This is a genomic window from Streptomyces herbicida (assembly GCF_032656585.1).
GTDB classification, from domain to species: Bacteria; Actinomycetota; Actinomycetes; order Streptomycetales; family Streptomycetaceae; genus Streptomyces; species Streptomyces herbicida.
In genome coordinates, this window is sequence record NZ_JAUYWJ010000014.1 from 275,194 (window position 1) to 296,623 (window position 21,430).

Consider the following 21,430-nt stretch of genomic DNA (forward strand, 5'->3'; position numbering starts at 1 on the left):
TGCGGACGAGTCATTGATGATTCCGGTTCCCAGTGCAACGGAGACCGTGGTCACATGCCGCTCCGGTTCCATAAGAAATTGTTGCGGGATCTGCAAGGGCCTTTTATGTGATCGCGCGGGCGCAGCAGCTCGCCGGACAGCTCCGGCCCGACCGCTGCTTCCGAGCACAGACGTCACCCGCGAGGGCGGCAAGCGCGCACAACATGAGCCTCTGTCACCAATCCACTCTCTCGGGCCGTTTGACTGGCAATAGGGGCTTCCACGTGGAACCGCAGAGCTTTGCCCTCGTTGAGGAACGTGGACGTGTCTGTAGCCCTCCTTCTGTGTGAAGGAAACAGCACAGGCAAGAAGACCAGGGATCGAGTGGCATGGGTTTGACCAGCGAAGCAACCGTGTACGTCATGGCGGCCGTGGCCGTCGTCTGTGTAGCTCTGCTGGTCTGGCTGTGGCCACAGCTTGCCAGCCGGGGGCTGCGGCACGTGCTTGGACGGCTGGCGGCCATCGGAGTGACTCAGGTGGCGATCATCGCGGCCTTCGCGTGTTGGCTGAACTCGTCGTACCAGTTCTTCGGATCGTGGGGCGAGCTCTTCGGCGACACCGACACCGCACCCGTCGGCGTGACACAGGCGTCCATCGGCCACGGCACCGAGAACGGTCCCTTGGTGAAGGGGACGCTGATTCAGCCTGCCACCAGCGAGCAGTTGAACCGGGTCAGCGAACTGCCCACCGGTCCTGCGGCGGTGAACGGTCGGGTGGACTCCGTGAAGGTCATCGGCCGACGCACGGGCGTGGTCGACCCCGCGTTCGTGTATCTGCCACCGCAGTACTTTCAGGAGGCGTACGCCAGGCAACGCTTCCCGGTGATTGTGACCCTCAGCGGTTATCCCGGCAGCATCTTCAATCTCGCCGAGCACCTGCGGGTGTCGCAGACCGCCGGGAAGCTGCAGAAGAGCGGCCAGATGCAGCCGACGATCATGGTGATGATCCGGCCGACGATCGCTCCGCCGCGCGACACGGAGTGCGTGGACGTGCCGGGCGGACCCCAAACCGAGACCTTCCTGGCCAAGGACCTCCCGGAGGCCCTGAAGTCCGCCTACCGGGTGGGCCACGACGCCAGTGCCTGGGGGGTCATGGGCTATTCGTCCGGTGGTAGTTGCGCCCTGCAGCTGACGATGCGCAACCCCGGCGTGTACACAACAGCCGGCGCCCTGTCGCCCGACTACAAGGTCAAGGACGACCCCACGACCGGCAACCTCTTCGGCAGCGGGCCGGATCGCGTCAACCGGGTCAACGAGCACGATCTGATGTGGCGGCTGAAGCACCTGCCCGCACCACAGGTCTCCGTCCTGGTCGCCGAGAGCAAGCATGGCGAGCGGGGTTACCCGCAGACGCTGGCCTTCATCAAGGCCGTCAAGGCGCCCATGCGCGTCGCGTCGATCCAGCCCGACCAGGGCAGCCACAACTTCCCCACCTGGGTACGGGAGATGCCGGGCACCCTGCAGTGGATGAGCCAGCAGTTGACCTTCCCTCAGGACGTGGTGCCCCGGCACCACCCCAAGAAGAGCGCACTGCCTGGAACTGCGCCCACCACTCGGCGTCCTTGAGATCCGTGACGTGGTTACTGCTGGTGCCACCTGTCGTACTGGTCGGACGGATCGCAGGGTGTGGCCTGCAAGAGGGTGCGGTTTCGCACGCTGGGCGTCGACAGGCAGAGGCCGCTCGACGCGTTCTGCCACACCTGGTACCAGCCGGCGGGCGGGTCAGACGGGTTGTCCGCATAGAAGACGCGCCACTTTTGATTGGTAGCGGCCGCGTCGCAGAACGCCATCGTGACCGTCCCTGCCCCCGAGGAGGGCGCGGTGATGCACCGTCCCGTGTTCTGGTTGGTGAAGGTGAACAGGCCGGTCTGGCTGTCGAACCCTTCGAGCCACTTTTCGTCGGAACCGCTGTCACACGACCACATCTGGAGCTTGGCTGCGTTCTCGGTGGCGTTGTCGAGACAGTGGCTCGAATTCCAGACGTTGATTGGGCTGAAGCCTTGGGCCCGCGAGGGTGTGCCAGCCACGGCGCTGGCCAACACGGGTGCGGCGTCGGCGACGCCGCCGACTCCGAGGGCCAGCACCAGTGCCGGCACTGCGGCGATGGTCGCCCGTCGAGAGCTGATTCTCATCGGATTTCCACGCACGAGACCTCCAGATGCGTGTGGCTGTTCCGGTTGAGGCAGCAGCGTGGCCCGACCCTGCCCGCTCCGCCGAGCCAGGAGCCAGCCATTCCCCTTCCGGGCGTGGCGTGCTGGGCCCCCCATCAGCGTGGGGCGGCCGCCGTCGGTGAGATGCGTGCTGCAGTGTGGCCTGCACCGTCCCATACGGCGATCACTTATCTGACCTGTCCGAAATGCGCGGCCAGCACGCCACCTCGTACGGCCGTTTGCCGTAGGAGCTGGATGGTCGTGCCCGTGAAGTGAGGCGCACAGGGTCCTGCGGTCTCGGAACAAGGTGACACGGAGGAGGCGGGAGTGTCCCGTCCTGGGCAAGGTCACGCGGCATTGCCCAGCATGGCTGCCGCGACCGCGTGTGCCTCCGCAGCGGGAGCCGTTGTGCGCTCCCGCAGCGCGGTGACGATCGCTCCGTCCATCAGGAGAACAAACCGTCGCGCGAGTGCCTCGGCGTCTTCGTGCCCACTCTTGGCGAGCAGGCCGGCAACGTAGGCGGTGACGCGCTCCTTGTGCTCGGCGGCGACCCGGTAGGCCGCGCTGCCGGTGTCGGCGGTCTCGGCCATGGTGTTGATGAAGGCGCAGCCGCGGAAGTCGGCGTTGGCGAAACGCTCGGCCAGCGCATGGAAGACGTCCAGGGGCTCTCCGCCGAAGGCGTCCACGCGTTCGGCCAGCCAGGCGCGCCAGGCCTGGTCGCGTCGTTGCAGGACGGCCACGACCAAGTCGTCCTTGCTGGCGAAATGCCGGTAGAAGGAGGCTCGGCCGACTTCGGATTCGGCCAGGATGCGTTCGACGCCGACGGCGCGGATGCCCTCGGCGTAGAAGAGTTCCTCGGCGGCGTCGAGGAGGCGTTCGCGTGCGTGGGTGGCCATGGGACCAGGCTATCCCGATCTTGACGATTACGGAACCGATCAGTACCGTCATGCCGCAAGAAGACGGAACCGATCGGTACCATCTGGAGGACTCGTGCCCCGCATGCCGCAGCTCACCGACGACCCCTCGGGGCTTCTCGACCAGACCCGCCGCCAGCTCGGCCGACTGCCCAACCTGTATGCGGCGCTGGCCAACGGCCCGGCGGCACTCGCCGGGTACCTGGCCTTGCGCGATCACCTCGGCCACGGCGTTCTGACCGCCCGCCTCCGCGAGCAGCTCGCGCTCCTGGCCGCACAGGAGAACCACTGCACATACTGCGTCAGCGCCCACACGCTGCGGGGCCGCAAACTGGGCCTGAGTGACGAGGAACTGGCCCGCACCCGCGAGGGTGCCGACGACTCCGACCCGCACGCCGACGCACTGCTACGGGTCGCCCGCGAGGTCATGCGTACCGGGGGCCGCGTCGGGGACACAGCGCTGGCCGACGCCCGCCGGGCCGGGGTGACCAATGCTGAACTGGCCGAGATCGTCGCCCACATCGCACTCAACACGCTGTCCAACTACTTCAACCACCTTGCCCAGCCCGACCTCGACTTCCCGGAGGTGTCCGCATGAACCACGAGTGGCGTAGGGGCTCGATCGAGCTCGTGCCCGGCTACACCATCACCGACGCCGACGGCCGTCCCGTCAGCCGCGCCGAGGGCGTCGACTTCGCCCTCGAGGGTGGCTTCGTCAACGTCCGACTCTCCGGCGCTCCTCATACCCAGCTGGTCTCAGCTCCGGCCGTCCGGCTGATCACCTGCGAACCCTGACCTCTCATGCCGGTTGGCCTCTCCGGTGGGCGGATTCCGCACCCGCCCACCGGAGAGCCCTGCGGTCTGCGTCCGTTGTGAATCGCCAGCCGTGAGCCGGGCGACGGTGGGCTGGGCGGACCAGGCCGCAGCGCACGTTGCCGGACCGGAACCGGCACGCCGGGTGCCGGTGTCTGGCGCGTGGTGCCGCGGCACCATCCGGCACCTCGCAGGTTCGGTCGCTTCTCGTACCTTCCGTGAGGTGCCCGTGGACGTGTGGCTGCCGCGCCATGGGTGGTCAAGTTCGCATGTGGAGATCCGCCCATCGGGTGGTCCTCTCGGGGGGCGGGATATTCCGTGTTGTGGGCAGAGGGCCGCGACGATGTCGGTCCCGCGACCGTTTTCCCTGTGCTCGCAAGGGTGGGGGCTGTCGTGTGGGTGCCGTTGAGCTGCCGGACCCGCGTTGGTGACCTCGATGCGGAGGGCACGGGAGCCGGCGGCCTCGGGCACGGACAACCGCAGCACCGCCGGTGGCAGTGCGTGGGCGATCGCGTTGGTGGTCAGCTCCGAGATCACCAGGAGGGCGTCGTCGACCGTCGTGGCGGGCACGCGCCATTGGGCGAGGAGGGTGCGTGCCCGGCGGCGTAGGGCGGAGACGGCCACGGGGAGGTGCGGCAGCGCGTAGAAGTGCTAGACCCGCGAGGGCAAGGCTGCATGGGCGTCAGGCGTGCTCGTGGCGGGGGCGCTCACCCCTCGGCCACGTCCACTGGTCTTTGCTTCTCATGTCGGAAGCGGCGGCTGGTTTCGTGCCGCTGGTGGCGTCGGGTTACTCGGCGCCGGCGAGGATCTGGGCCAACGCCGTGACGGCCTGTTCGGCGTCGTGGCCTTCGGCGCGGACGGTCACGGTGCTGCCGACTGTGGCGCCCAGACCCATGACGGCGAGGACACCGGTCGGATTGACCGTCCGGTCGGCGTACTCCAGTTGTATGGCACTGGTGAATGCGGCTGCGGCCCTGGCGAGTTGGCCCGCGGGTCGGGCGTGAAGGTTGGCGGGCAGGATGACGGCCGTCGCGTGCGTGGACGCGGTGGTGGTGCCGGCGGTGGTGGAGTCAGAGCTTGTGGACATGGCGGGCCTCCTTGGCGGCTTCGGTGACGGTCTTCAGGTCGGCACCGGATGCGGCGGTGACGACGGCCGCGACGGCTCCTTCGACGAAGGGTGCGTCGATGATCTGTACGTCGGGACGGGGGTGGTCTTCCAGGACGGTGCGGGCGGTCAGAACGGAGCTGCCGAGGTCGGGCAGGACGACGACGCCCTGGCCCCGGTCGACGCTCCGGATGCCGGCGAGGACGAGGTCGTAGCTGGTGCCGATCCGGCCGTCGTCGGTGCCTCCGGCTGTGGCGAGTGGGACGGTGTCGGAGCCGATCTGCTCCACCAGCAGGCGAAGGCCCGCGGCGAGCTCGGCGCTGTGGGACACGAGTACGATGCCGACAGATGCGCTCATGAACGCTTACGGTAGATCTCGGAACGCTGTTCATCAATAGTGAACCAAGGAGAAATTTTCGATGGTGCAGGCGGTACAACGGGCGGTGCAGATCCTGCGGGAGCTCGCATCCACCGGGCCCCGGCTGGGCGTGACCGAGCTGGCCGACCGCCTGGGCGTGGCCAAGCCGACCGTGCATGCGCTTCTGCGCACGCTGGAGGCCGAGGGACTGGTGGTGCAGGACCTGCACAGCTCGAAATACCAGCTCGGCCCGGACCTGGTGCAGCTCGGCAACGCCTACCTGGACACCCAGGAGCTGCGCACCCGCTCGCTGACCTGGGCGGACCAGCTTGCGAACCGGACGAACGAGGCGGTCTGGGTGGCCGTGCTCAACGGTGACCACGTCCTGGTGGTGCACCATGCCTTCCGGCCCGAGGGTGCGGTGCAGATCCTCGAGGTGGGCGCCAGCATCCCGTGGAGCACGTGTGCCCTTGGCAAGGCCATCGTGGCCTTCGTTCCGGCGGACGAGCGGCAGCGTCTGCTCGCGGGTGAGCCGGCGGTGCTCACCGGTGCCAGCGTCACCGACCCCGAGGAGCTGGCGGCTCAGTTGAAGGAGGTCCTCAGGACCGGGTATGCGATCGAGGACCAGGAGTCGGCCATCGGGGACGCGGGCATCGCCTCGCCTGTCTTCGACCGCTCCGGCGAGGTGGTCGGCGCCCTCGGCATCGTCGGCCCCGTCGAGCGACTGCTGGACGAATCAGCACGTCAGGAGCTTGCCGTCGCCGTCCGAGAGACCGCCCGCAACCTCTCCCGCGACCTGGGTGCCCCCCGTGGGGCGGCCGCGCGCAGCACGATGACCTGACCTGCCCCACGCGCCCGGTGGCGGTCGTCTTCTGTCCCACGCCCCACCCCTGATCGAGGCCCCTCGGCACGCCGCCGGGGGGCTTCTCCTTGTTGTCCACGGACACGGGGGGCTGCCGCACCTCTTGACAGGCCGGAAACGCAACCTTAATTTTCGGAACAACGTTCATCCATGGTGAACGTAATGCCAGCCGGAGGCTCGATCCGCCCGGCTTTCCCTCGAGCGGTCGCCAGGTTGCCCCGACCCTGATCAACCTGGCGGCTACCTCCCTTCACAGCCCGCTCCACGCGGAGGAGGTGAGACGCCCAAGCCGCCGCTTCGGCGCTGGGCGCCTTTCATGCAAGAAAACACCTACCCACAGAAGCTTCTGGCCGAGATGCTGGGAACCGCGATGCTGGTGTTCATCGGCGTCGGTTCAGTCCCCGCAACGCTCATCGTCAACGGCAAGGCTCCGTTCACCTTCGCCGACCTGGGCATGATCTCGCTGGCGTTCGCCACCGTGGTCATCGCGATGGTCTACGCGATCGGTCACATATCCGGCTGCCAGATCAACCCGGCCATCACCCTGGCGCTGGCCGCGACAAGGAAGATGCCCTGGCGGGACGTCCCCGGCTACGTCGCGGCGCAGGTGGCCGGGGCAGTGCTGGGCGCGCTGGCCATCGTCGGGGTGCTGGGGAAGAAGGCGGTCGACGTCGGCCTCGGCATCGCCGCCTACGGCCCCCAGGTCAGTGCTGGACAGGCCTTCTTCGCCGAAGCCGTAGGCACCTTCATGCTCGCCTTCATCGTCTTCGGCGCCATCGACCGCCGCGCGGCGGGTGGCTTCGCCGGTCTGGCCATCGGCCTCGGCGTGTTCGCGATCATCATCCCGGTGGCGCCGGCCACGGCGGCGTCCATCAACCCTGCCAGGACGCTCGGTCCGATGATCACCGGCCAGCTTTTCGACGGCACGGTCCACTGGAACCAGCTGCCGGTCTACCTGGCCGCCGAAGTGCTCGGCGCGGTTGCCGCCGGTTTCCTGTACGTCGCCCTGAACGCCCGCCGCGGCGTCGCCACCGTCACCGAGGCAGCGACCGAGCCGGTCGCAGCCGCTTGAGGAGCCCTGTCATGAAGAAGTTCATCAACGCCCCTGAGGGGGTGCTGGCCGAGGCACTGTCCGGGATCGCCGCCGCCCACCCCGGACTTAAGGTCGACGCGGAGAACAAGGTGATCTCCCGCGGCGACGCCGGCAGAAGCGGCAAGGTAGCCCTGCTCTCCGGCGGCGGTTCCGGGCACGAACCCCTGCACGGCGGCTTCGTGGGCCCGGGCATGCTCGACGCCGCCTGCCCCGGCGAGGTCTTCACCTCGCCCGTGCCCGGCCAGATGCTGGCCGCGGCCCAGGCCGTCGACGGCGGCGCGGGCGTGCTGTTCATCGTGAAGAATTACACCGGCGACGTCCTCAACTTCCAGATGGCCGCCGAACTGGCCACCGAGGAAGGCATCACCGTGGAGACAGTCCTGGTCGACGACGACGTCGCCGTCCAGGACTCCACCTGGACCGCCGGGCGCCGAGGCACCGGAGCCACCGTCTTCGTCGAGAAGATCGCCGGCGCGCTCGCCGAGCAGGGCGCCGACCTCGCCGTCGTGGCGGAGATGGCCAAGCGGGTCAACGCCGCTTCCCGGTCGTTCGCCGTGGCGCTGACCGCCTGCACCACCCCCGCCTCCGGCAGGCCCGGCTTCGACCTGCCCGAGGATGAGATGGAGGTGGGTGTCGGCATCCACGGCGAACCCGGCCGCCGCCGCGAGAAGCTCCGACCCGCCAAGGAGATCGTGGCGACCGCGCTGGACGCGATCCTCGCCGACCAGCCACTGACGGCCGGCGACGAGACCATCGTCATGGTCAACGGCCTGGGCGGCACCCCGCTCATCGAGTTGTACGTGGTCTTCAACGAGGTTGCCGCCGCACTCGCGGACAAGGGCGTGGTCGTCGCCCGCAGTCTCGTCGGCAACTACGTGACCAGCCTGGACATGGCGGGCGTTTCTCTCACCGTGTGCAAGGCCGATACCGACATGCTGTCCCTGTGGGACGCGCCTGTGAACACCCCGGCGCTGCGCTGGGGCATCTGAACCGAGCCGGGGGCGGGGCCACGCGCGACGCGAGGACCGGGCCGGTGCCTTCCCGCTGCCAGCCCGCCCGGATCGCACCCCTCGCGTCTTCCCCCCGCCCCCGGCTCACCCAACCGCCGACCAGCCCCTACCGACCATGACGACCAGCCCCGTACTGACGATGACGACCAGCCCCGTACCGACCATGAACGGAGACTCCGTGGACACCGACCTCGCCCGCACGTGGGTGCAGGCCATCGCAGCCGCCGTGGACAAGCACAAGGACCAACTCACCCAGCTCGACTCGGCCATCGGCGACGCCGACCACGGCGCCAACATGCACCGCGGCTTCTCCGCCGCAGTCACGGCCTTGGCCGACTACGAGCCGGACACCGTCGGGGGCGTACTGGCCAAAGCCGGTACCACCCTCATCTCCACCGTCGGTGGCGCCTCCGGGCCGCTCTACGGCGGTGCCTTCCGGGCCATCGGCAAGGCCCTGGACATGCCCACCGCCGACACGCAGGAGTTGGCCGCCGCACTGGCTGCCGGCCTTGCGAGCATCGAGAAGCTCGGTGCGGCCGCACCCGGCGACAAGACCATGATCGACGCCTACGCCCCTGCACTGGCCGCCTTCCAGCAACTGGCCGACGGAGGAGCCGACTTGGCCGCCGCGGCCGTGGCCGCCGCCGACGCCGCCGAGGAGGGCATGCGCGCCACCACGCCGATGCAGGCCCGCAAGGGCCGTGCCTCCTATCTCGGTGCCCGCAGCATCGGCCATCAGGATCCGGGCGCCACCTCCACCGCCCTGGTCTTCCGCGCCCTCGCCGAGACGCTGGGGGCCCGGTGACCGACCGCCGCACCTACGCCGGGCACGTCGCCGCGCCCGGCATAGCCCTCGGTGTCGTCCACCGTGCCGATCGGCCGCTCACCAGGACGGCGCTGCCCCAGCGCGCCGGCGGCGACCCCACGGAGCAGATCACGGACGCCTTCGACGCCGTCGCCGCCCGACTGCTCGAACTGTCCACCTCGCTGCGCGCACAGGGCAAGGACGAACAGGCCGACATCATGGAGGTCAACAGCTACATCGCCCAGGACCAGGATCTGCGCGACCAAGCCACCAAACGAGCGGACGACGGCCGGCCCGTATCCGTTGCCGTGCGGCAGGCGATCGACGCCTACGCCGGAACCATCGCTGCCCTGGACGATCCCACCCTTGCCGAACGCGCCGCGGACGTCCGGCAGGTCGGCCGCCGCGTCCTGGCCCACCTCTACGGCGACACGGGCCCCGCCCCCGACCAGCCCCTCGTCCTGGTCGCCCACGAGATCGGCGCCGCCGACCTGCTGGAACCGGGCCTGACGGTGACGGCAGCCATCTCCGTGACGGGCGGACCGAACTCCCACGCCGCGATCGTCGCCCGCTCGCTCGGCATCCCGTTTCTCCTGGGCGTCGACTCCGAGCTGCTCGAACTGCCGGACGGGCAGGAGATCCTGCTCGACGGCGATCGAGCCGGCGCGGTCGTCCACCCCGACGACGAGGAACGCACCAGGGCTCTGCGAGCCATGGAGGCCGCCCGAGCGCGCAGGCTCGCCCTCGCCGAAGAGCGTCACCTGCCCGCCGAGACACTCGACCAGCACCGCATCGTTCTGCGGGCCAACGTGGCCACCCCGGCCGAGGCCCGCGCGGCCGTGACCACGGCAGCCGAAGGTGTCGGCCTGCTCCGCACCGAGCTGCCCTTCCTCAACCATCCCGCCTGGCCCACCCGCGATCAGCACGCGGCCACCCTCGTCCCCATCCTGCGCGCTCTCACCGGGCAGGTCGTCACCGCCCGCACGCTCGACTTCGCCGACGACAAACTGCCGCCGTTCCTCGCCCGCATCCAGGGCGCGCGGCTCGGCCGCGGACTCCCCCTCATGCTCGCCCAGCCCGACGCCTTCGCCGCCCAGTTCCGCAGCCTGCTCAGCGCCGGAGCCGACACCGACCTGCGCATCATGATCCCCATGGTCGCGAGCGTCGACGAACTACGCGCCTGCCGACGCCTCCTCGAGGCCGCGGCCACCGAAGCCGGCGTACCGGTGCCACCTCTGGGCATCATGGTGGAACTCCCGGAAGCGGTCGCCGCGGCCGACGACCTCGCCCGCGAGGCCTCCTTCTTCTCCATCGGCAGCAACGACCTCACCTGCCAGATCCTGGGCCTGGACCGGCGTGACCCCACCGCCACCCCCGCCATGGCGGCACACCCTGCCGTCCTCGACGCCATCTCACGGGTCGTCACCGCCGCCCACCGCCACGATCGTCAGGTCTCCGTCTGTGGTGACGCCGCCGCACACCCCCTCGTGACACCCCTCCTCATCGGTATCGGCTGCGACAGCCTCTCGGTCGGCCCAGCCGCCCTCGACGAGGTCCGGGCCCGCATCCGCAGCCTCCGCCACGACACCTGCGCCTCCCTGGCCGCCCTCGCCCTCACCCGCAAGACCCCCGAAGAGGTCTGGCGACTCGTCGAGCAATGCGGCCGGCCCGCGCTGCTCGAAGAAGAGGGGGCCTGAGCCATGAAGAAGCTCATCAACTTGCCCGATGAGGTGCTTGCCGATGCTCTCGTCGGTGTGGCCGCCGCACACCCCTCGCTGACGGTCAACATGTCCGACCGCTACATCGCCCGCGCGGGCGGGCCGACCCCTGGGAAGGTGGGCCTGCTGTCAGGTGGCGGAGCCGGGCACGAGCCGCTGCACGGCGGCTTCGTCGGGTATGGGATGCTCGACGCCGCCTGCCCCGGTGTGGTGTTCACCTCTCCCGTGCCGGACCAGATCCTCGCCGCCACGCGGGCCGTGGACGGCGGGGCCGGCGTCCTGCACATCGTGAAGAACTACACGGGCGACGTGCTGAACTTCCAGATGGCCGCCGACCTGGCCGCCGACGACGGCGTGCGAGTGGAAGGCATCGTGGTCAACGACGACGTCGCCGTGGAGAACAGTGCCGACCGACAGGCGCACCAGGCCGAGGGAGGTGCCGGTGGCCGCCAGCCGCTCCTCGTCGAGCCGGCCCACCGCGTGGCAGGTACTGCTGCCCCGCCTCGTACCACCGGCTGGAGTGAAGCCCCGGATAGTGGACGGCGGCCACCTCGTCCCGCTGCTCCAGCCACTCGGCGATCGCCTGCGCGTTCGCGGAGTGCCGCTCGATGCGCAGACTGAGCGTCTCCACTCCCTGCACCAGCAGGAACGCGGAGTGTGGCGAGAGGGCCGGGCCGAGATCGCGTAGCAGCGGCACCGGAGCTTGACGGCGAAGGCGCCCGGGCCGGGCGCCGGCCAGTACTGCAGGCCGTGGTCGCTCGGGTCGGGTTCGTTGAAGTCCGGGAACGCTCGGCCTGCGCCTGTTGCGGGCTTCGGCGGGTAGGGCGGTGACGTCGGCCCGGTACGGTTCAGCCCGCGCCGACGCAGTGCGGCACGAAGGCCGGATCCGCCGGTCCGTTCCGCTTGAGGGCATTGAGTACCCACTGCTCGACCAGCAGGGACTTGGGTGCCTGGTCGTGCTCGGTGCTGTCGAGAGGGCAGCGGTCCTGGAGCAGCACATTGGTCACGTACGAGTCAGGGCCCTTGAGGAAGGCACTGGTGTACGGCAGTACGACCTCGTCGTACTTGGTGGCGATGGCTGTGTAGTCGGGGCCGACCGGAGTCTCCGGGGCAGAGTTGAGCTTCTGCAGGAAGTCCGAGCCGGTGGTCTGGTCGACGCAGGAGGGGCAGACGGTGGCCCCGGCCGCGAGCGCGAGCGGGTTGCTGGTGCCGTGGTTGGAGGGCACGATACCGACGAGGTCGTCGACCTTGGTGGCGCCGCCGAGGAACTTGACGTAGTAGCGGGGCATCATGCCGCCCTGGCTGTGGCCCACGATGTCGACTTTCTTGGCGCCGGTCGCGCCGAGTACGGCATTGACGAAGTCACGTAGTTCGGTCGCCGAGTCCGCGATCGGGGCGGTTTCCAGGCCGCCGTACTCGAAGGAGAAGACGCAGTAACCGGCGTTCACGAGCGCGGGCGACAGGCTCAGCCAGTTCTCGTACGAGGTCTTGAAGGTGCCGTTGACCAGGACCACGGGTTGCGGGTGCGCGGAGTCCGGTTTGCACGACCAGTCGTTGGCGCCCGGCGGCGGCGTGTCGGCGGCGCCCGCGGGCGCCGTGAGGCCGAGGGCGCAGAGCGCCGCTGCGGCGGTGACGGCGAGGAGGCGGGCCGTTCGTTTTGTACGTCGTGCGTGCATGACATCCCTTTCATGCTCGGCTGCGACCGACCGGCGTTCGGCAATGCCGACCAGCTAAACCGGAATACTTACCTCCGAGTAGGAGTGAGTCAAGGTTTCGGCCAGTGGCTGAATCTCATCTGTTATCAAGCGGTCCGGGCAGCACAAGAGCCCGGATGTGATGCTTGAGTTCTGGTGGTCCTTGCAACACCCCAGCTCAAGGGGGGTGCGATTCCGCTCCTACAATGACTGCAGAGGCAGGGACTCGGGGCGTAGGCGGCTCACGGATGGGCCCGCGCCGGAGCAGCTGTGGTCCACCCGGCCTGTTGTCCGCGCGGCCTCGATGTCGTCGGGTTCGCGGCGAGGGCGTTGCCGAGTTCGGCGCCGTCATACATGGCGAGAATGGCTACTTCGCCGGACGGGGCATCAGGTGGGCGGCGTCGCCGAGCAGCGTCACGCCTGCGACGCGGTCCCACGGTGTTCGATCGGCAGGGCGTTGATGGTGCGCGGGACCGGGGCGGTCTCGCCGTCCGTGATCAGAGCGGTGAGTTCCGGGGCCCAGTCGTGGAACTCCGCGGCGACGCGGGCCGTGGCTGCCCCGACGCCGGTGAAGTCGATGGCGTCCATCCACTCCTGGGGCTTGCTGCGGCAGTGACCTCGGATCGCCGATGCAGGCGTCGCTGAAGCCGCTCGAAGGGGAGCCGGTCGTGCTCCCACACGATCAGGGCGATCTCGAGAAACGCCGGCCGTCGGTCGCCACCGCTCCGCGAGCGGATCCCCACGCAGCCGTCCGACCACCGGCCGACCAGCGCCCGGCAACCGTCCGCTTCATCTACGTGCTGTTGAACCGTCCGCGGATATTGTCCGGCGCCATGTCGATCACGGGACGGCGAGCGCACTTCACTCGCCGGGAGCAGGCGTGGCCACGCGAGACGACGGTGCTCGTGGAGGGCCGTGGCCCGGTGCGCTGACCCCGATCGGCTTTTGGACGAGTGAAGTGTGCCGGAGGGCCGGCCGTTTCCGATCGGCCCGAAGGATGCGTACGACGGTGGCGTCGCGGTCAACATCATCGAGTGCTGACTGGCGCCGCCACCGCCGCGCCTCACAGCGTCGCGGTCGTGCCCTCCCCGGACCCGCTGCCGGCGAGCCACTGGTCCCATCCCAGGTTGAAGTCGGCGTAGCCGTTGTCGGCCGAGGCCTTGGCACGGGACGAGCCGGTGATGGTGACGGGGTCGCCCTGCTTGACCTGGCTGTAGAACCACTTGGCGTCCGACATGGACAGGTGGACGCAGCCGTGCGAGCCGCGGGCGCTGCCGCTGCCCGGATTGGGGTCGCCGGTCGAATAGTGCACGTACGTGCCGGACTGGGTCAGGTGGACATCCCAGGGCAGCGTCAGGTCGTAGTAGTTGGGGCTGCCCTTGTCACAGCTGATGCCGACGCTGCAGGAGGTCATGTGAACCTTCTCCTGCTTGTCGATGACGGCCATCGTGCCGTTCCACGTCGGATACTGAGGGCTGCCCGCATTGATCGACAGGGTGCGCACCAACTTGCCGTTGCGGGTCACCTTCATGGTGTGGCCGGTCACCGAGACATCCGCGCGCACGTCGTCGCCGACCTTGAAGGTGTGCGTGTAGGCGCGCACGCCGTAGCGTCCGTTGCCGTTGCTGACGCCCTTCATGTCAGCGTCGATCTTCACCGTCGTGCCGGAGGGCCAGTAGGCCTTCGGTCGCCAGTCGGCGCGCTTGTCGCCGAACCAGTGCCAGGCGCCGGCCACCGGCTGCGAGGTGCTCACCTTCATGTGCTTCTCCACCGTGGCCCGCGCCTTTGCCGCCACCGGGTTCGTGAAGACCACCGAGATCGGCATGGCCACGCCGACCGTGGTTCCCGTCTGCGGGGTGATCGTCTCCAGCAGCATCGGCGGGCCCGCGGGCTTCGTCGGTGACGGCGAGGCGCTCGCACTCGGCTTGCCCGAGCCCTTTGCGTCGCCCCCGCTCGCCTTGTCACTGCCGCCCGCGCCACAGGCAGTCGCGCCCACCAGCATCGCACCCGTGACCAGTGCGATCCCTATGCTGCCGTTGCGCCGTCCCACGCCGTGCCCCGCTCTCTCGTTCTTCGGCCCTGACGGGCCCGACTTCCTGTCAGACAGTGGGGGAGGGGGGCGCAGTTGCATGCGTCGCGTAAAGGGTGTCCCAAAACTCGGTGCGCACCGCCGGATCGGGGACGGTGAGGGCGCGACATCGTCGCAGTCACGGCAAACACCGTTGCAGCAATGGGGATTTGCCTGTGGGCCTTGACCGGCCAGCGGTCACACTCCGATGAAGCTCACTGTTTCTGTCATATCCGCCCGTCCGGTGCGCAGCCGTGGCACGCCTTCCTTCTCGAAGCCCACCGCGACACCGCAGAACAGAACGAGCCCGTCATCGGCTCCTACTGTCCGGCTGACAGTGCGGCGATACATCATCCACATCACCTGGGGGCAGCTGTGCAACCCTTCTGCCCTCAGCAGCAGCATGACCGTCTGCAAGTACATCCCCGCATCCCCCCACTGTCCGGGCCCCATCGTCCGGTCGAGGTAGCAGAACAGTACGACCGGTGCCCCGAACGCCTCCGAGTTCAAGGCGGCGATCTTCTTGGGCCTGTCGAGGTCGTCGCGCTCGATTCCCAGTGCTTGGTACCGCTGGGCGGCCGCGGCGGAAAAGCGGTCCAAATACGGCGAGGTCAGTTCGGCCGGGTACATCGGATACTCCCGCTCATCACCCGGGTCTCCCGCCAGCGCCCTGGCCGTCGCGCGCCGCTTCAGGTCGGCCAAGGGCTCGCCGGCCACGACGTACACATGCCACGGCTGGAGGTTCCCGCTCGACGGGGCGCGCGTCGCTGCGGCCAGCACTCGTTCGAGGATCTCTTCGGACACCGGCTCCTCGCTGAACGCCCGTACGGCCCGGCGACTGTCCACGGCCTCATACACATTCACGTCTTCTCGTCTCCAGTGAGTGTTTCTGACCCCGTCACAGGGAAGCCGCCCCAGTCACCGGTCGGCAGCGTGCCCAGGCGCGGCCGTGCGGTTGGCGAGGATGACACCGTCGGCGGTGAACGCGGTGGCGGGTGTCCCGGGCGGGGAGCGCCGGCTCCGGTGGCCGCGCATGCCGCCCGAGGAGCGCTGCCGGCCACTCACGTGGAGGCGGACTCGCAGGCTGTGCGCAGATGGCGTACGAGCTGGGCCTCACGTGCAGCGAAACGCTCGGCGGGGACCGGAATGGAGATTGCGGCGACCGGAGCGCCGTCACGGGTGACGACGGCACCGACGGCCGCAATGCCGACGGTGTGCTCCTCGCGGTCGAATGCAACGCCTGTCGTTCGGATCCTCGCCAACTCCTCCAGCAGGTCCGCCTTGGACGTGACCGTGGTCGGGGTGAACCGCTCCATCGCCCGAGCGAGCAGTCGGTCGACCGTCTCGCGGGGGAGGGCCGCGAGGAAGGCCTTGCCGTTGGCGGTGCAGTGCAGTGGGAAAGCGGCGCCGACCGCGGATACCACCCGCAGTACCTGTGTGCTCTGCACCTGGTCGACGAACCGGACGGCATCGCTTTCCAGCACCGACAGGTCCACGGTCTCGTCGACCTGCCGCTGCAGTTCCACGAGCACGGGCCGCAACTGCTCGACCAGTCCCGAGGCGGCTGTGCCCGCCAGCGCGCAGAGGGCGCTCCCGAGCCACACCCGGCCATCGGGATCGATCCTCAACAGCCTTTCCTCAGCGAGTGCGCTGACGATGCGGTGGGTTGTGGTCTTGGCCAGTTGCACCTCGTCGTCCAGGTCGGCGAGCCGCATGGCTCCGTTGTGGGCGCCGACCGCGTCGAGAATCCGCGCGGCACGACGGATGACCTGGATGCCGGACCGGCCGGCCTCTGGTGGCGATGACATGCCCGCAGTATAGTTCCGATCCACCATACAGATCCTGTGATCCGTATTGCGGATCAGAAGCAAAGGAGTGGCGGATGGATCCGACCGGAAGGTGGTTCGGACGGGGCGAGCCCGGATACGAGGAGGCCCGACGGGCCACCGTCTGGAACGCCCGTGTCCCTGACCGCTATCCCGACCTCGTCGTGCAGGCCACCTCGGTGGCGGACGTGCAGGCGGCCGTGCGCCATGCCGGGGCCCACGGCATGCGTATCGGTGTGCGCTCCGGAGGCCACAGCTGGGCGGCGAACCATGTACGCGACGGCGGCCTCCTGCTCGACGTCTCCGGGCTTGACCGGCTGGAAGTCGACCGCGTGTCGATGACCGCCACCGTGGGACCGGGCAGAAAGGGCCACGAAATGTGTGCGGCCCTTGCCGCCGAGGATCTGTTCTTCCCCGCGGGGCACTGCAGGGGCGTGGCCGTGGGCGGCTACCTGCTGCAAGGAGGCTACGGCTGGAACGGCCGCGTACTCGGGCCGGCCTGCGAGAGCGTGCTGGGGATCGACGTCGTCACCGCCGACGGCGCGATCGTGCACGCCGACGCCGAGAACAACTCCGAGCTGTTCTGGGCCGCTCGTGGCGCAGGGCCCGGCTTCTTCGGCGTCGTCACCCGCTTCCACGTGCGCGTCTACGAGCGGCCCGCGGTCTGCGGATTCAGCCTCTACGCCTACCCGATCGAGCTCCTGGAGGACGTCTACCGGTGGGCCCACGCCATCGGCCCGGACGTCGACCGCAGGGTGGAGATGCAGATTCTGATGTCGGCGAGCTTCGCAGCCCTCGGCATCGACCGTCCCGCCATCGTCATCGCCTCACCGGTGTTCGCCGACTCCGAGGAGGAGGCCCGCGCCGCGCTGGCCCTTCTGGAAACCTGCCCCGTCCGCGACAGGGCGCTCATCGCCGTACCCTACGCACCAGCCCAGTTGCCCGACTGGTACGACGCCGTCATGCACGCCTACCCCGACGAGCACCGGTACGCCACCGACAACATGTGGACCTCGGCCCCGGTCGACGACCTCCTGCCCGGCCTGAAGAGCATCGCCGACACCCTGCCACCGGCGCCCTCACATGTCCTGTGGCTCAACTGGGGGCCTTCGCCGCGGCGCCAGGACATGGCCTATTCGGTGGAGGACAACACCTATATCGCGCTCTACGGCGTCTGGTCCGACGCCGCGGACGACGGCCGCTACGCCGACTGGGCCCGGTCCCACATGGCGGCAATGGCTCCGCATGCCTCGGGTATTCAGCTCGCCGACGAGAACCTCGGCCAACGCCCCGCACGGTTCGCCAGCGACACCGCGATGCTCCGCCTTGACCGGGCCCGTGCCGACTACGACCCCGACAACCGCTTCCACTCCTGGATGGGCCGCCCATGAACCCCCGACGCCCGCAGCGGCATGGCACCCCGTACCTCGGGTATCGCAGCAGCGACACCCGTGCACCCTTCGCCGAATACTTCCGGCCGACGATGGCCCCCCTGGCACCACACGTGGTGGCGGCGCTCGATGCCGGTCCACAGGCCGGTCCTCTGCTCACCGCGCTGGAAGACGTCGGTTCGCTGCTCGAGTCCGACAGGGAACCCACCGAGACCGGCTACGCGCTCCTGCCCGACGGCTCGATGCGGCTGGCGGTGCACACCCCCATGCCGGAAGTCACGCCGTCGATGTGGGACTGGTGGTTCTCCTGGCACGGCGACGACAGCCGCAAGTACAAACTCTGGCACCCCCGAGCGCACCTCTTCGCCCAGTGGGCGGACGACGACGTCCACACCGGGCCGCGGGCCTATGTGGGGCGAACCTCCTACGTCGACGAATACCTGGGCTCACGGCTCACCCGCGCCGCCATCAGCTTCCTGTCCCCCTCGGTGCTGGGCCTGGAGGAGACCAGGCTGGCCGACCCGAGGGAGGCAACGGCAGTCTGTGCTCGGGTCGGGCTGTCGGAGCACCCCCTTGATGTGGGGTACCTCTTGCATCACGTCCGCCGAACCGAGGACGGCTCAGAAATGCGCTCGCGCTTTTGGATCGGCGGTCGGCATGCCGTACCCCGCACCCGCATCAGCGCCTTCGCGCGTCCCCTGCCCTCCTTCATCGGGCGGGCCGCCTCCATGACGGCCACGGACGCCGCCGGCCTGCTGGTCCACTGCGCCCAGGAGATGGCCCACTTGGCTGCTTTCCTTCCCGCCCTCCACCAACAATTCGCCGAATAATCTCCGAAGTTTCGTGCCGACAGCGTGCCGACGGCGGCAATGCGAGCTCGAACCCGCGCCCCACTGCCACGCCGGGTCTGTTCCGCTTCGGCATCTTGCTGTCGAAGAATCCCGACGCCCGGTGAGCCTCAGGCTCGATCCCGCCAGAAGTGCCACTCCCGACGGGTCATGAGCTGCCCCGGGTACGCGTCCCAGTCGAGGTCGAGTCGTTGTGGAACACATCGGGAGACAGACATCGATGCAAAGGATTCTTCTCAATGCTCTGAGTGCCGCTTCTCAGGATCAACAGGTCGAGCAGGGGCGCACAACGATTGCCGACGGCATGCCGCAAGACCACCCCGAGCGAGGGCCTCCGCGCGATGAAGGATCGGCACTTGCGTCACACGGAGGCCCCCCGACCGGTAGGCACCTGTCAACAAGGGGTCGGATCACGGGCTGTGGGAGCAGCCGCGGGCCTGGACTGCGAAGGCCCCGGGCGTATTCATCCAGTCGAACGTCGTGACGCTGGCCCGGCCGTCCTGGGCAATGTGGCGGACTCGCTCGGTCGCCGCGTCCGGGTCCGGGTTGGTCGCGTCCAGGGCCGGAGCCAGCGACTCGGCCGCGGTTGCGACGGTGAGGTAGTGGTTGGCGCAGTACCAGGACAGGTCATACGTCCCGCTGAGCCAGTCGGCGGCCTGGTCGTCGAAGAGGACGAACCAGGGGCGTAGTGAGGGGTCGTAGACTTCTCGGGGATCGCCGCCGCCGGACGTGGGATGCGTGTCGGGCCACATCATGGCCTGGTCGAGGCTGCCCGCTGCCGCCAGATCGCGGATGCGCCGCGCGTACTCCTCGGCCGTGGAAAGGTTGTCGAGGTCATAGTCGGCGAGCCGGTTCTCGATGGTGCCGGTGATCGGATAGAAGACGAACTTCCCCCGCAGCTCCCGCCATGTGGGCCAGGCCCCGGCCTTCGCGGCGGTATCGAGGTCCGGATACTTCTTGCCCACCATGTCGGCCGGTTTGAAGATGTTCTCCGCGCCGATGTGGTTCTTGATGAGGTGGTCGAGGTCGGCCGGTCCCATGCCCGCCGTGCTGCGGAACCCCCACTTCAGCTCCAGCTTGACATAGATCGGGTCATGGTCCGGGTGGCTGTGGCTCCAGTCGCTGAGGTTGTCCAAGCAGGTCCGCAGACTGCCGTTGCGCCATGTGGTCTTGAAGATGCCGGAACCGGTGGTGTAGGTGCAGTTGTTCTCGTTGGACAGTGGGTCGGAGTGGCTGACGACCCATCCACCGCTGCCACCGTAGGTGGTGTAAACATCGATCTCCAGCAGATGGGCGCCCTTGTCGAGTTCTTTGGTCAGCCGGTTGGACTTGGCGGGATCGTAGGCGTTGTGCAGGCCCGAGACGGCAACCCCGTCCAGCGCCGTGTCGTCGAAACCCGAGGCGGCATGGGAAGGCGCCGGATCAAGCGCCAGGGCCGTTGCCATCAGCAGGGCGGCCAGGATGCCTTGGAATCTTCGCGAGGGGTGAGTCAAAGCGGAAGTTTCTGCGCCCATATGAGGTCCTCACAGGAGAACTGCAGCGAGTCGCGCCGGACTGTACCGGCGGTAACCGCCGTTTCGCTACAGGTCGGTGCGAAACTCTGCGCGCACTTCACGACCGCCGGAGCCGTCTGGCGTTGCTGACGCCGTCCGAGGCGGCACGAACTGTTGGAGGTGCTGCGGCGCTTCGGCGGGGCGGGCCACGAGCGAGTTTTCCAGGACATGGCATCGGGCCCCGGCGTCCGTGCCCGCACCCGGATCAGGAGACCCTTCTCCTCCGCAACCTCGACCACCAGCGGGGGCAGCGCCGAACACACCCGTTCCTGACGGCCCTTGCCGCGTCGGCCGGGCGGTACCGAGGGCTCCCGCCAAGGGCGCGGCGGAGCAGGCGCGGAGGCCTTGTCCTCGTCGGCGACGAGGGCGGATTCGATGGCGCTGAGGGCCCTGACGAGTTGCGCCCGCCCGACGGCTTCGGGCTTGGCCGGGATGTCGGCTGCCTTCGCTCTTCGCTGGTGCAGCCGACGAGCGTGACGGCGAGCGCGACGGTGGTGGCGGCGACGGTGATGCGAATGCGCGTGATCCCCACGGGATGGTGCGGCTGAGGGGACCTCGTGTGGCATGTGGGGGAGGGCGAAGACTCAGGGTGTCCGGTAGTGCCGAAGGCCGAGCGGGCTCACCGGACTTTCACGTTGTCGCAGCCGCCCTACTGGCAACCGACACCTTCACGAACGCGTCGCACAAGACATGGAACGTGAATGGCTCTTCTCGCTCATCCCGCTGACGATTGGCGCGGTCTTCCTCGGCTTCGGTGTGTACGGACTCCGCCGCGCCCGCGCGCTGCGTCGCACAGGTGTCACCGCAGAGGGTCGGATCGTCCGTCACGATGTCAGGCGAGACGACGAAGGCGCCACCTTTTACCACCCGGTCGCAGCCTGGACGACTCGGGACGGCCGCGAGTGCGAGTACTCGTCCAGGTTTGGCCGCGGCGTTGTCGGAGGCGGCTTCGGAGTGGGGGCCTTTGTCGTGGTCCAATACGATCCGGAAGATCCCCGCCGGTTTGCGATCCAGGGCTGGGACGCAGTGACGGTCGACCTGGTCTTCACCGTGTTGGGGTCGGTGTTCACAGCGGGCACGTTGGTGGTGTTGCTCGTCCTGCTACTCACTCTCTGACCGCGGCCGACTCCTATTCCTTACAGCGGCAGCCGGTTGTGCGCGCAGCCGGTCACCGGCGAGCCCGG

Annotated in this window: 22 protein-coding genes and 3 pseudogenes; 13 read left to right on the top strand and 12 right to left on the bottom strand. The window is 68.8% G+C overall.

The features are described 5' to 3' along the window. Window positions 1–368: 368 nt before the first annotated feature. The gene (locus Q8A52_RS28825; protein WP_316756668.1) at window positions 369–1,604 is read left to right on the top strand and encodes an alpha/beta hydrolase; all 1,236 of its coding nucleotides are present in this window, start codon (window positions 369–371) and stop codon (window positions 1,602–1,604) included. Window positions 1,605–1,618: 14 nt separating this feature from the next. On the opposite strand, the gene Q8A52_RS28830 is transcribed toward Q8A52_RS28825, so the two are convergent. Together Q8A52_RS28830 and Q8A52_RS28835 are read right to left on the bottom strand one after the other, a co-directional pair. Continuing rightward, the gene (locus Q8A52_RS28830; RefSeq protein ID WP_316756670.1) at window positions 1,619–2,134 is read right to left on the bottom strand and encodes an RICIN domain-containing protein; all 516 of its coding nucleotides are present in this window, start codon (window positions 2,132–2,134) and stop codon (window positions 1,619–1,621) included. A 401-nt stretch (window positions 2,135–2,535) separates the two neighbouring features. Next, window positions 2,536–3,084, bottom strand: coding sequence for a TetR/AcrR family transcriptional regulator (locus Q8A52_RS28835; RefSeq protein ID WP_316756672.1), 549 nt, complete (start codon window positions 3,082–3,084; stop codon window positions 2,536–2,538). A 103-nt stretch (window positions 3,085–3,187) separates the two neighbouring features. Here Q8A52_RS28835 and Q8A52_RS28840 point away from each other — a divergent pair, with 103 nt between their 5' ends. Together Q8A52_RS28840 and Q8A52_RS28845 are read left to right on the top strand one after the other, a co-directional pair. After that, window positions 3,188–3,700, top strand: a complete 513-nt coding sequence (locus tag Q8A52_RS28840; protein WP_316756674.1) for a carboxymuconolactone decarboxylase family protein — start codon at window positions 3,188–3,190, stop codon at window positions 3,698–3,700. After that, the gene (locus Q8A52_RS28845) at window positions 3,697–3,897 is read left to right on the top strand and encodes a hypothetical protein (protein WP_316756675.1); all 201 of its coding nucleotides are present in this window, start codon (window positions 3,697–3,699) and stop codon (window positions 3,895–3,897) included. The genes Q8A52_RS28840 and Q8A52_RS28845 overlap by 4 nt, the downstream gene beginning before the upstream one ends. Here Q8A52_RS28845 and Q8A52_RS28850 read toward each other — a convergent pair. From Q8A52_RS28850 to dhaM, 3 genes are all read right to left on the bottom strand, one after another. Beyond that, window positions 3,859–4,539 carry an ATP-binding protein gene (locus tag Q8A52_RS28850; RefSeq protein WP_316756676.1) on the bottom strand — a complete coding sequence of 227 codons (681 nt, stop codon included), beginning with the start codon at window positions 4,537–4,539 and terminating at the stop codon, window positions 3,859–3,861. The genes Q8A52_RS28845 and Q8A52_RS28850 overlap by 39 nt on opposite strands. Window positions 4,540–4,702: 163 nt before the next feature. Continuing rightward, the gene (locus Q8A52_RS28855; RefSeq protein ID WP_316756677.1) at window positions 4,703–5,002 is read right to left on the bottom strand and encodes an HPr family phosphocarrier protein; all 300 of its coding nucleotides are present in this window, start codon (window positions 5,000–5,002) and stop codon (window positions 4,703–4,705) included. Further along, window positions 4,986–5,378: a dihydroxyacetone kinase phosphoryl donor subunit DhaM gene (dhaM, locus tag Q8A52_RS28860; RefSeq protein ID WP_316756679.1), complete on the bottom strand. Its 393-nt coding sequence runs from the start codon at window positions 5,376–5,378 to the stop codon at window positions 4,986–4,988. The genes Q8A52_RS28855 and dhaM overlap by 17 nt, the downstream gene beginning before the upstream one ends. 61 nt (window positions 5,379–5,439) lie before the next feature. Between dhaM and Q8A52_RS28865 the strand changes: the two genes are divergently transcribed. The 6 genes and pseudogenes from Q8A52_RS28865 to Q8A52_RS28890 form a co-directional block, all read left to right on the top strand. After that, complete coding sequence (locus Q8A52_RS28865) at window positions 5,440–6,219, top strand: IclR family transcriptional regulator (protein WP_316756681.1); 780 nt, start codon at window positions 5,440–5,442, stop codon at window positions 6,217–6,219. Between the two features lie 337 nt (window positions 6,220–6,556). Next, on the top strand, window positions 6,557–7,312 hold the full coding sequence (locus Q8A52_RS28870) for an MIP/aquaporin family protein (protein WP_316756684.1): 756 nt from the start codon (window positions 6,557–6,559) through the stop codon (window positions 7,310–7,312). An 11-nt stretch (window positions 7,313–7,323) separates the two neighbouring features. After that, the gene (gene dhaK, locus Q8A52_RS28875) at window positions 7,324–8,322 is read left to right on the top strand and encodes a dihydroxyacetone kinase subunit DhaK (protein WP_316756686.1); all 999 of its coding nucleotides are present in this window, start codon (window positions 7,324–7,326) and stop codon (window positions 8,320–8,322) included. 184 nt (window positions 8,323–8,506) lie between these two features. Next, window positions 8,507–9,148 (top strand): dihydroxyacetone kinase subunit DhaL, encoded by a 642-nt coding sequence (gene dhaL, locus Q8A52_RS28880; RefSeq protein ID WP_316756751.1) that lies wholly within the window; start codon window positions 8,507–8,509, stop codon window positions 9,146–9,148. Continuing rightward, the gene (locus Q8A52_RS28885) at window positions 9,145–10,845 is read left to right on the top strand and encodes a phosphoenolpyruvate--protein phosphotransferase (protein WP_316756688.1); all 1,701 of its coding nucleotides are present in this window, start codon (window positions 9,145–9,147) and stop codon (window positions 10,843–10,845) included. The genes dhaL and Q8A52_RS28885 overlap by 4 nt, the downstream gene beginning before the upstream one ends. Window positions 10,846–10,848: 3 nt before the next feature. Next, a pseudogene (locus tag Q8A52_RS28890) lies at window positions 10,849–11,364 on the top strand (dihydroxyacetone kinase subunit DhaK); the annotation flags it as partial. Between the two features lie 46 nt (window positions 11,365–11,410). Here the strand turns inward: Q8A52_RS28890 and Q8A52_RS49155 are convergent. From Q8A52_RS49155 to Q8A52_RS28905, 3 genes and pseudogenes are all read right to left on the bottom strand, one after another. Beyond that, a pseudogene (locus tag Q8A52_RS49155) lies at window positions 11,411–11,779 on the bottom strand (PLP-dependent transferase); the annotation flags it as partial. Next, window positions 11,715–12,542, bottom strand: coding sequence for an alpha/beta fold hydrolase (locus tag Q8A52_RS28900; RefSeq protein WP_316756689.1), 828 nt, complete (start codon window positions 12,540–12,542; stop codon window positions 11,715–11,717). The pseudogene Q8A52_RS49155 and the gene Q8A52_RS28900, both read right to left, overlap by 65 nt. A 329-nt stretch (window positions 12,543–12,871) precedes the next feature. Then, window positions 12,872–13,163: pseudogene (locus tag Q8A52_RS28905) on the bottom strand (FAD-dependent monooxygenase); the annotation flags it as partial. A gap of 26 nt (window positions 13,164–13,189) precedes the next feature. On the opposite strand from Q8A52_RS28905, the gene Q8A52_RS28910 reads away from it, so the two are divergent. Continuing rightward, a complete protein-coding gene (locus Q8A52_RS28910) occupies window positions 13,190–13,492 on the top strand; it encodes a hypothetical protein (RefSeq protein ID WP_316756757.1) in 303 nt (100 codons plus the stop codon). 131 nt (window positions 13,493–13,623) lie between these two features. Here Q8A52_RS28910 and Q8A52_RS28915 read toward each other — a convergent pair whose 3' ends face one another. From Q8A52_RS28915 to Q8A52_RS28925, 3 genes are all read right to left on the bottom strand, one after another. Further along, a complete protein-coding gene (locus Q8A52_RS28915; protein ID WP_316756753.1) occupies window positions 13,624–14,562 on the bottom strand; it encodes a L,D-transpeptidase in 939 nt (312 codons plus the stop codon). Between the two features lie 264 nt (window positions 14,563–14,826). After that, complete coding sequence (locus Q8A52_RS28920) at window positions 14,827–15,492, bottom strand: nitroreductase (protein ID WP_316756691.1); 666 nt, start codon at window positions 15,490–15,492, stop codon at window positions 14,827–14,829. Between the two features lie 197 nt (window positions 15,493–15,689). Beyond that, window positions 15,690–16,436 carry an IclR family transcriptional regulator gene (locus tag Q8A52_RS28925; RefSeq protein WP_316756693.1) on the bottom strand — a complete coding sequence of 249 codons (747 nt, stop codon included), beginning with the start codon at window positions 16,434–16,436 and terminating at the stop codon, window positions 15,690–15,692. 74 nt (window positions 16,437–16,510) lie between these two features. Between Q8A52_RS28925 and Q8A52_RS28930 the strand changes: the two genes are divergently transcribed. Both Q8A52_RS28930 and Q8A52_RS28935 read left to right on the top strand, forming a co-directional pair. Then, window positions 16,511–17,845 carry an FAD-binding oxidoreductase gene (locus Q8A52_RS28930; protein ID WP_316756695.1) on the top strand — a complete coding sequence of 445 codons (1,335 nt, stop codon included), beginning with the start codon at window positions 16,511–16,513 and terminating at the stop codon, window positions 17,843–17,845. Continuing rightward, a complete protein-coding gene (locus Q8A52_RS28935) occupies window positions 17,842–18,675 on the top strand; it encodes a DAPG hydrolase family protein (protein WP_316756697.1) in 834 nt (277 codons plus the stop codon). The genes Q8A52_RS28930 and Q8A52_RS28935 overlap by 4 nt, the downstream gene beginning before the upstream one ends. A gap of 428 nt (window positions 18,676–19,103) precedes the next feature. On the opposite strand, the gene Q8A52_RS28940 is transcribed toward Q8A52_RS28935, so the two are convergent. Beyond that, window positions 19,104–20,138, bottom strand: a complete 1,035-nt coding sequence (locus Q8A52_RS28940) for a Ca2+-dependent phosphoinositide-specific phospholipase C (RefSeq protein WP_316756698.1) — start codon at window positions 20,136–20,138, stop codon at window positions 19,104–19,106. A 798-nt stretch (window positions 20,139–20,936) separates the two neighbouring features. On the opposite strand from Q8A52_RS28940, the gene Q8A52_RS28945 reads away from it, so the two are divergent. Beyond that, window positions 20,937–21,362: a DUF3592 domain-containing protein gene (locus tag Q8A52_RS28945; protein ID WP_316756700.1), complete on the top strand. Its 426-nt coding sequence runs from the start codon at window positions 20,937–20,939 to the stop codon at window positions 21,360–21,362. The last annotated feature ends 68 nt before the right edge of the window (window positions 21,363–21,430 follow it).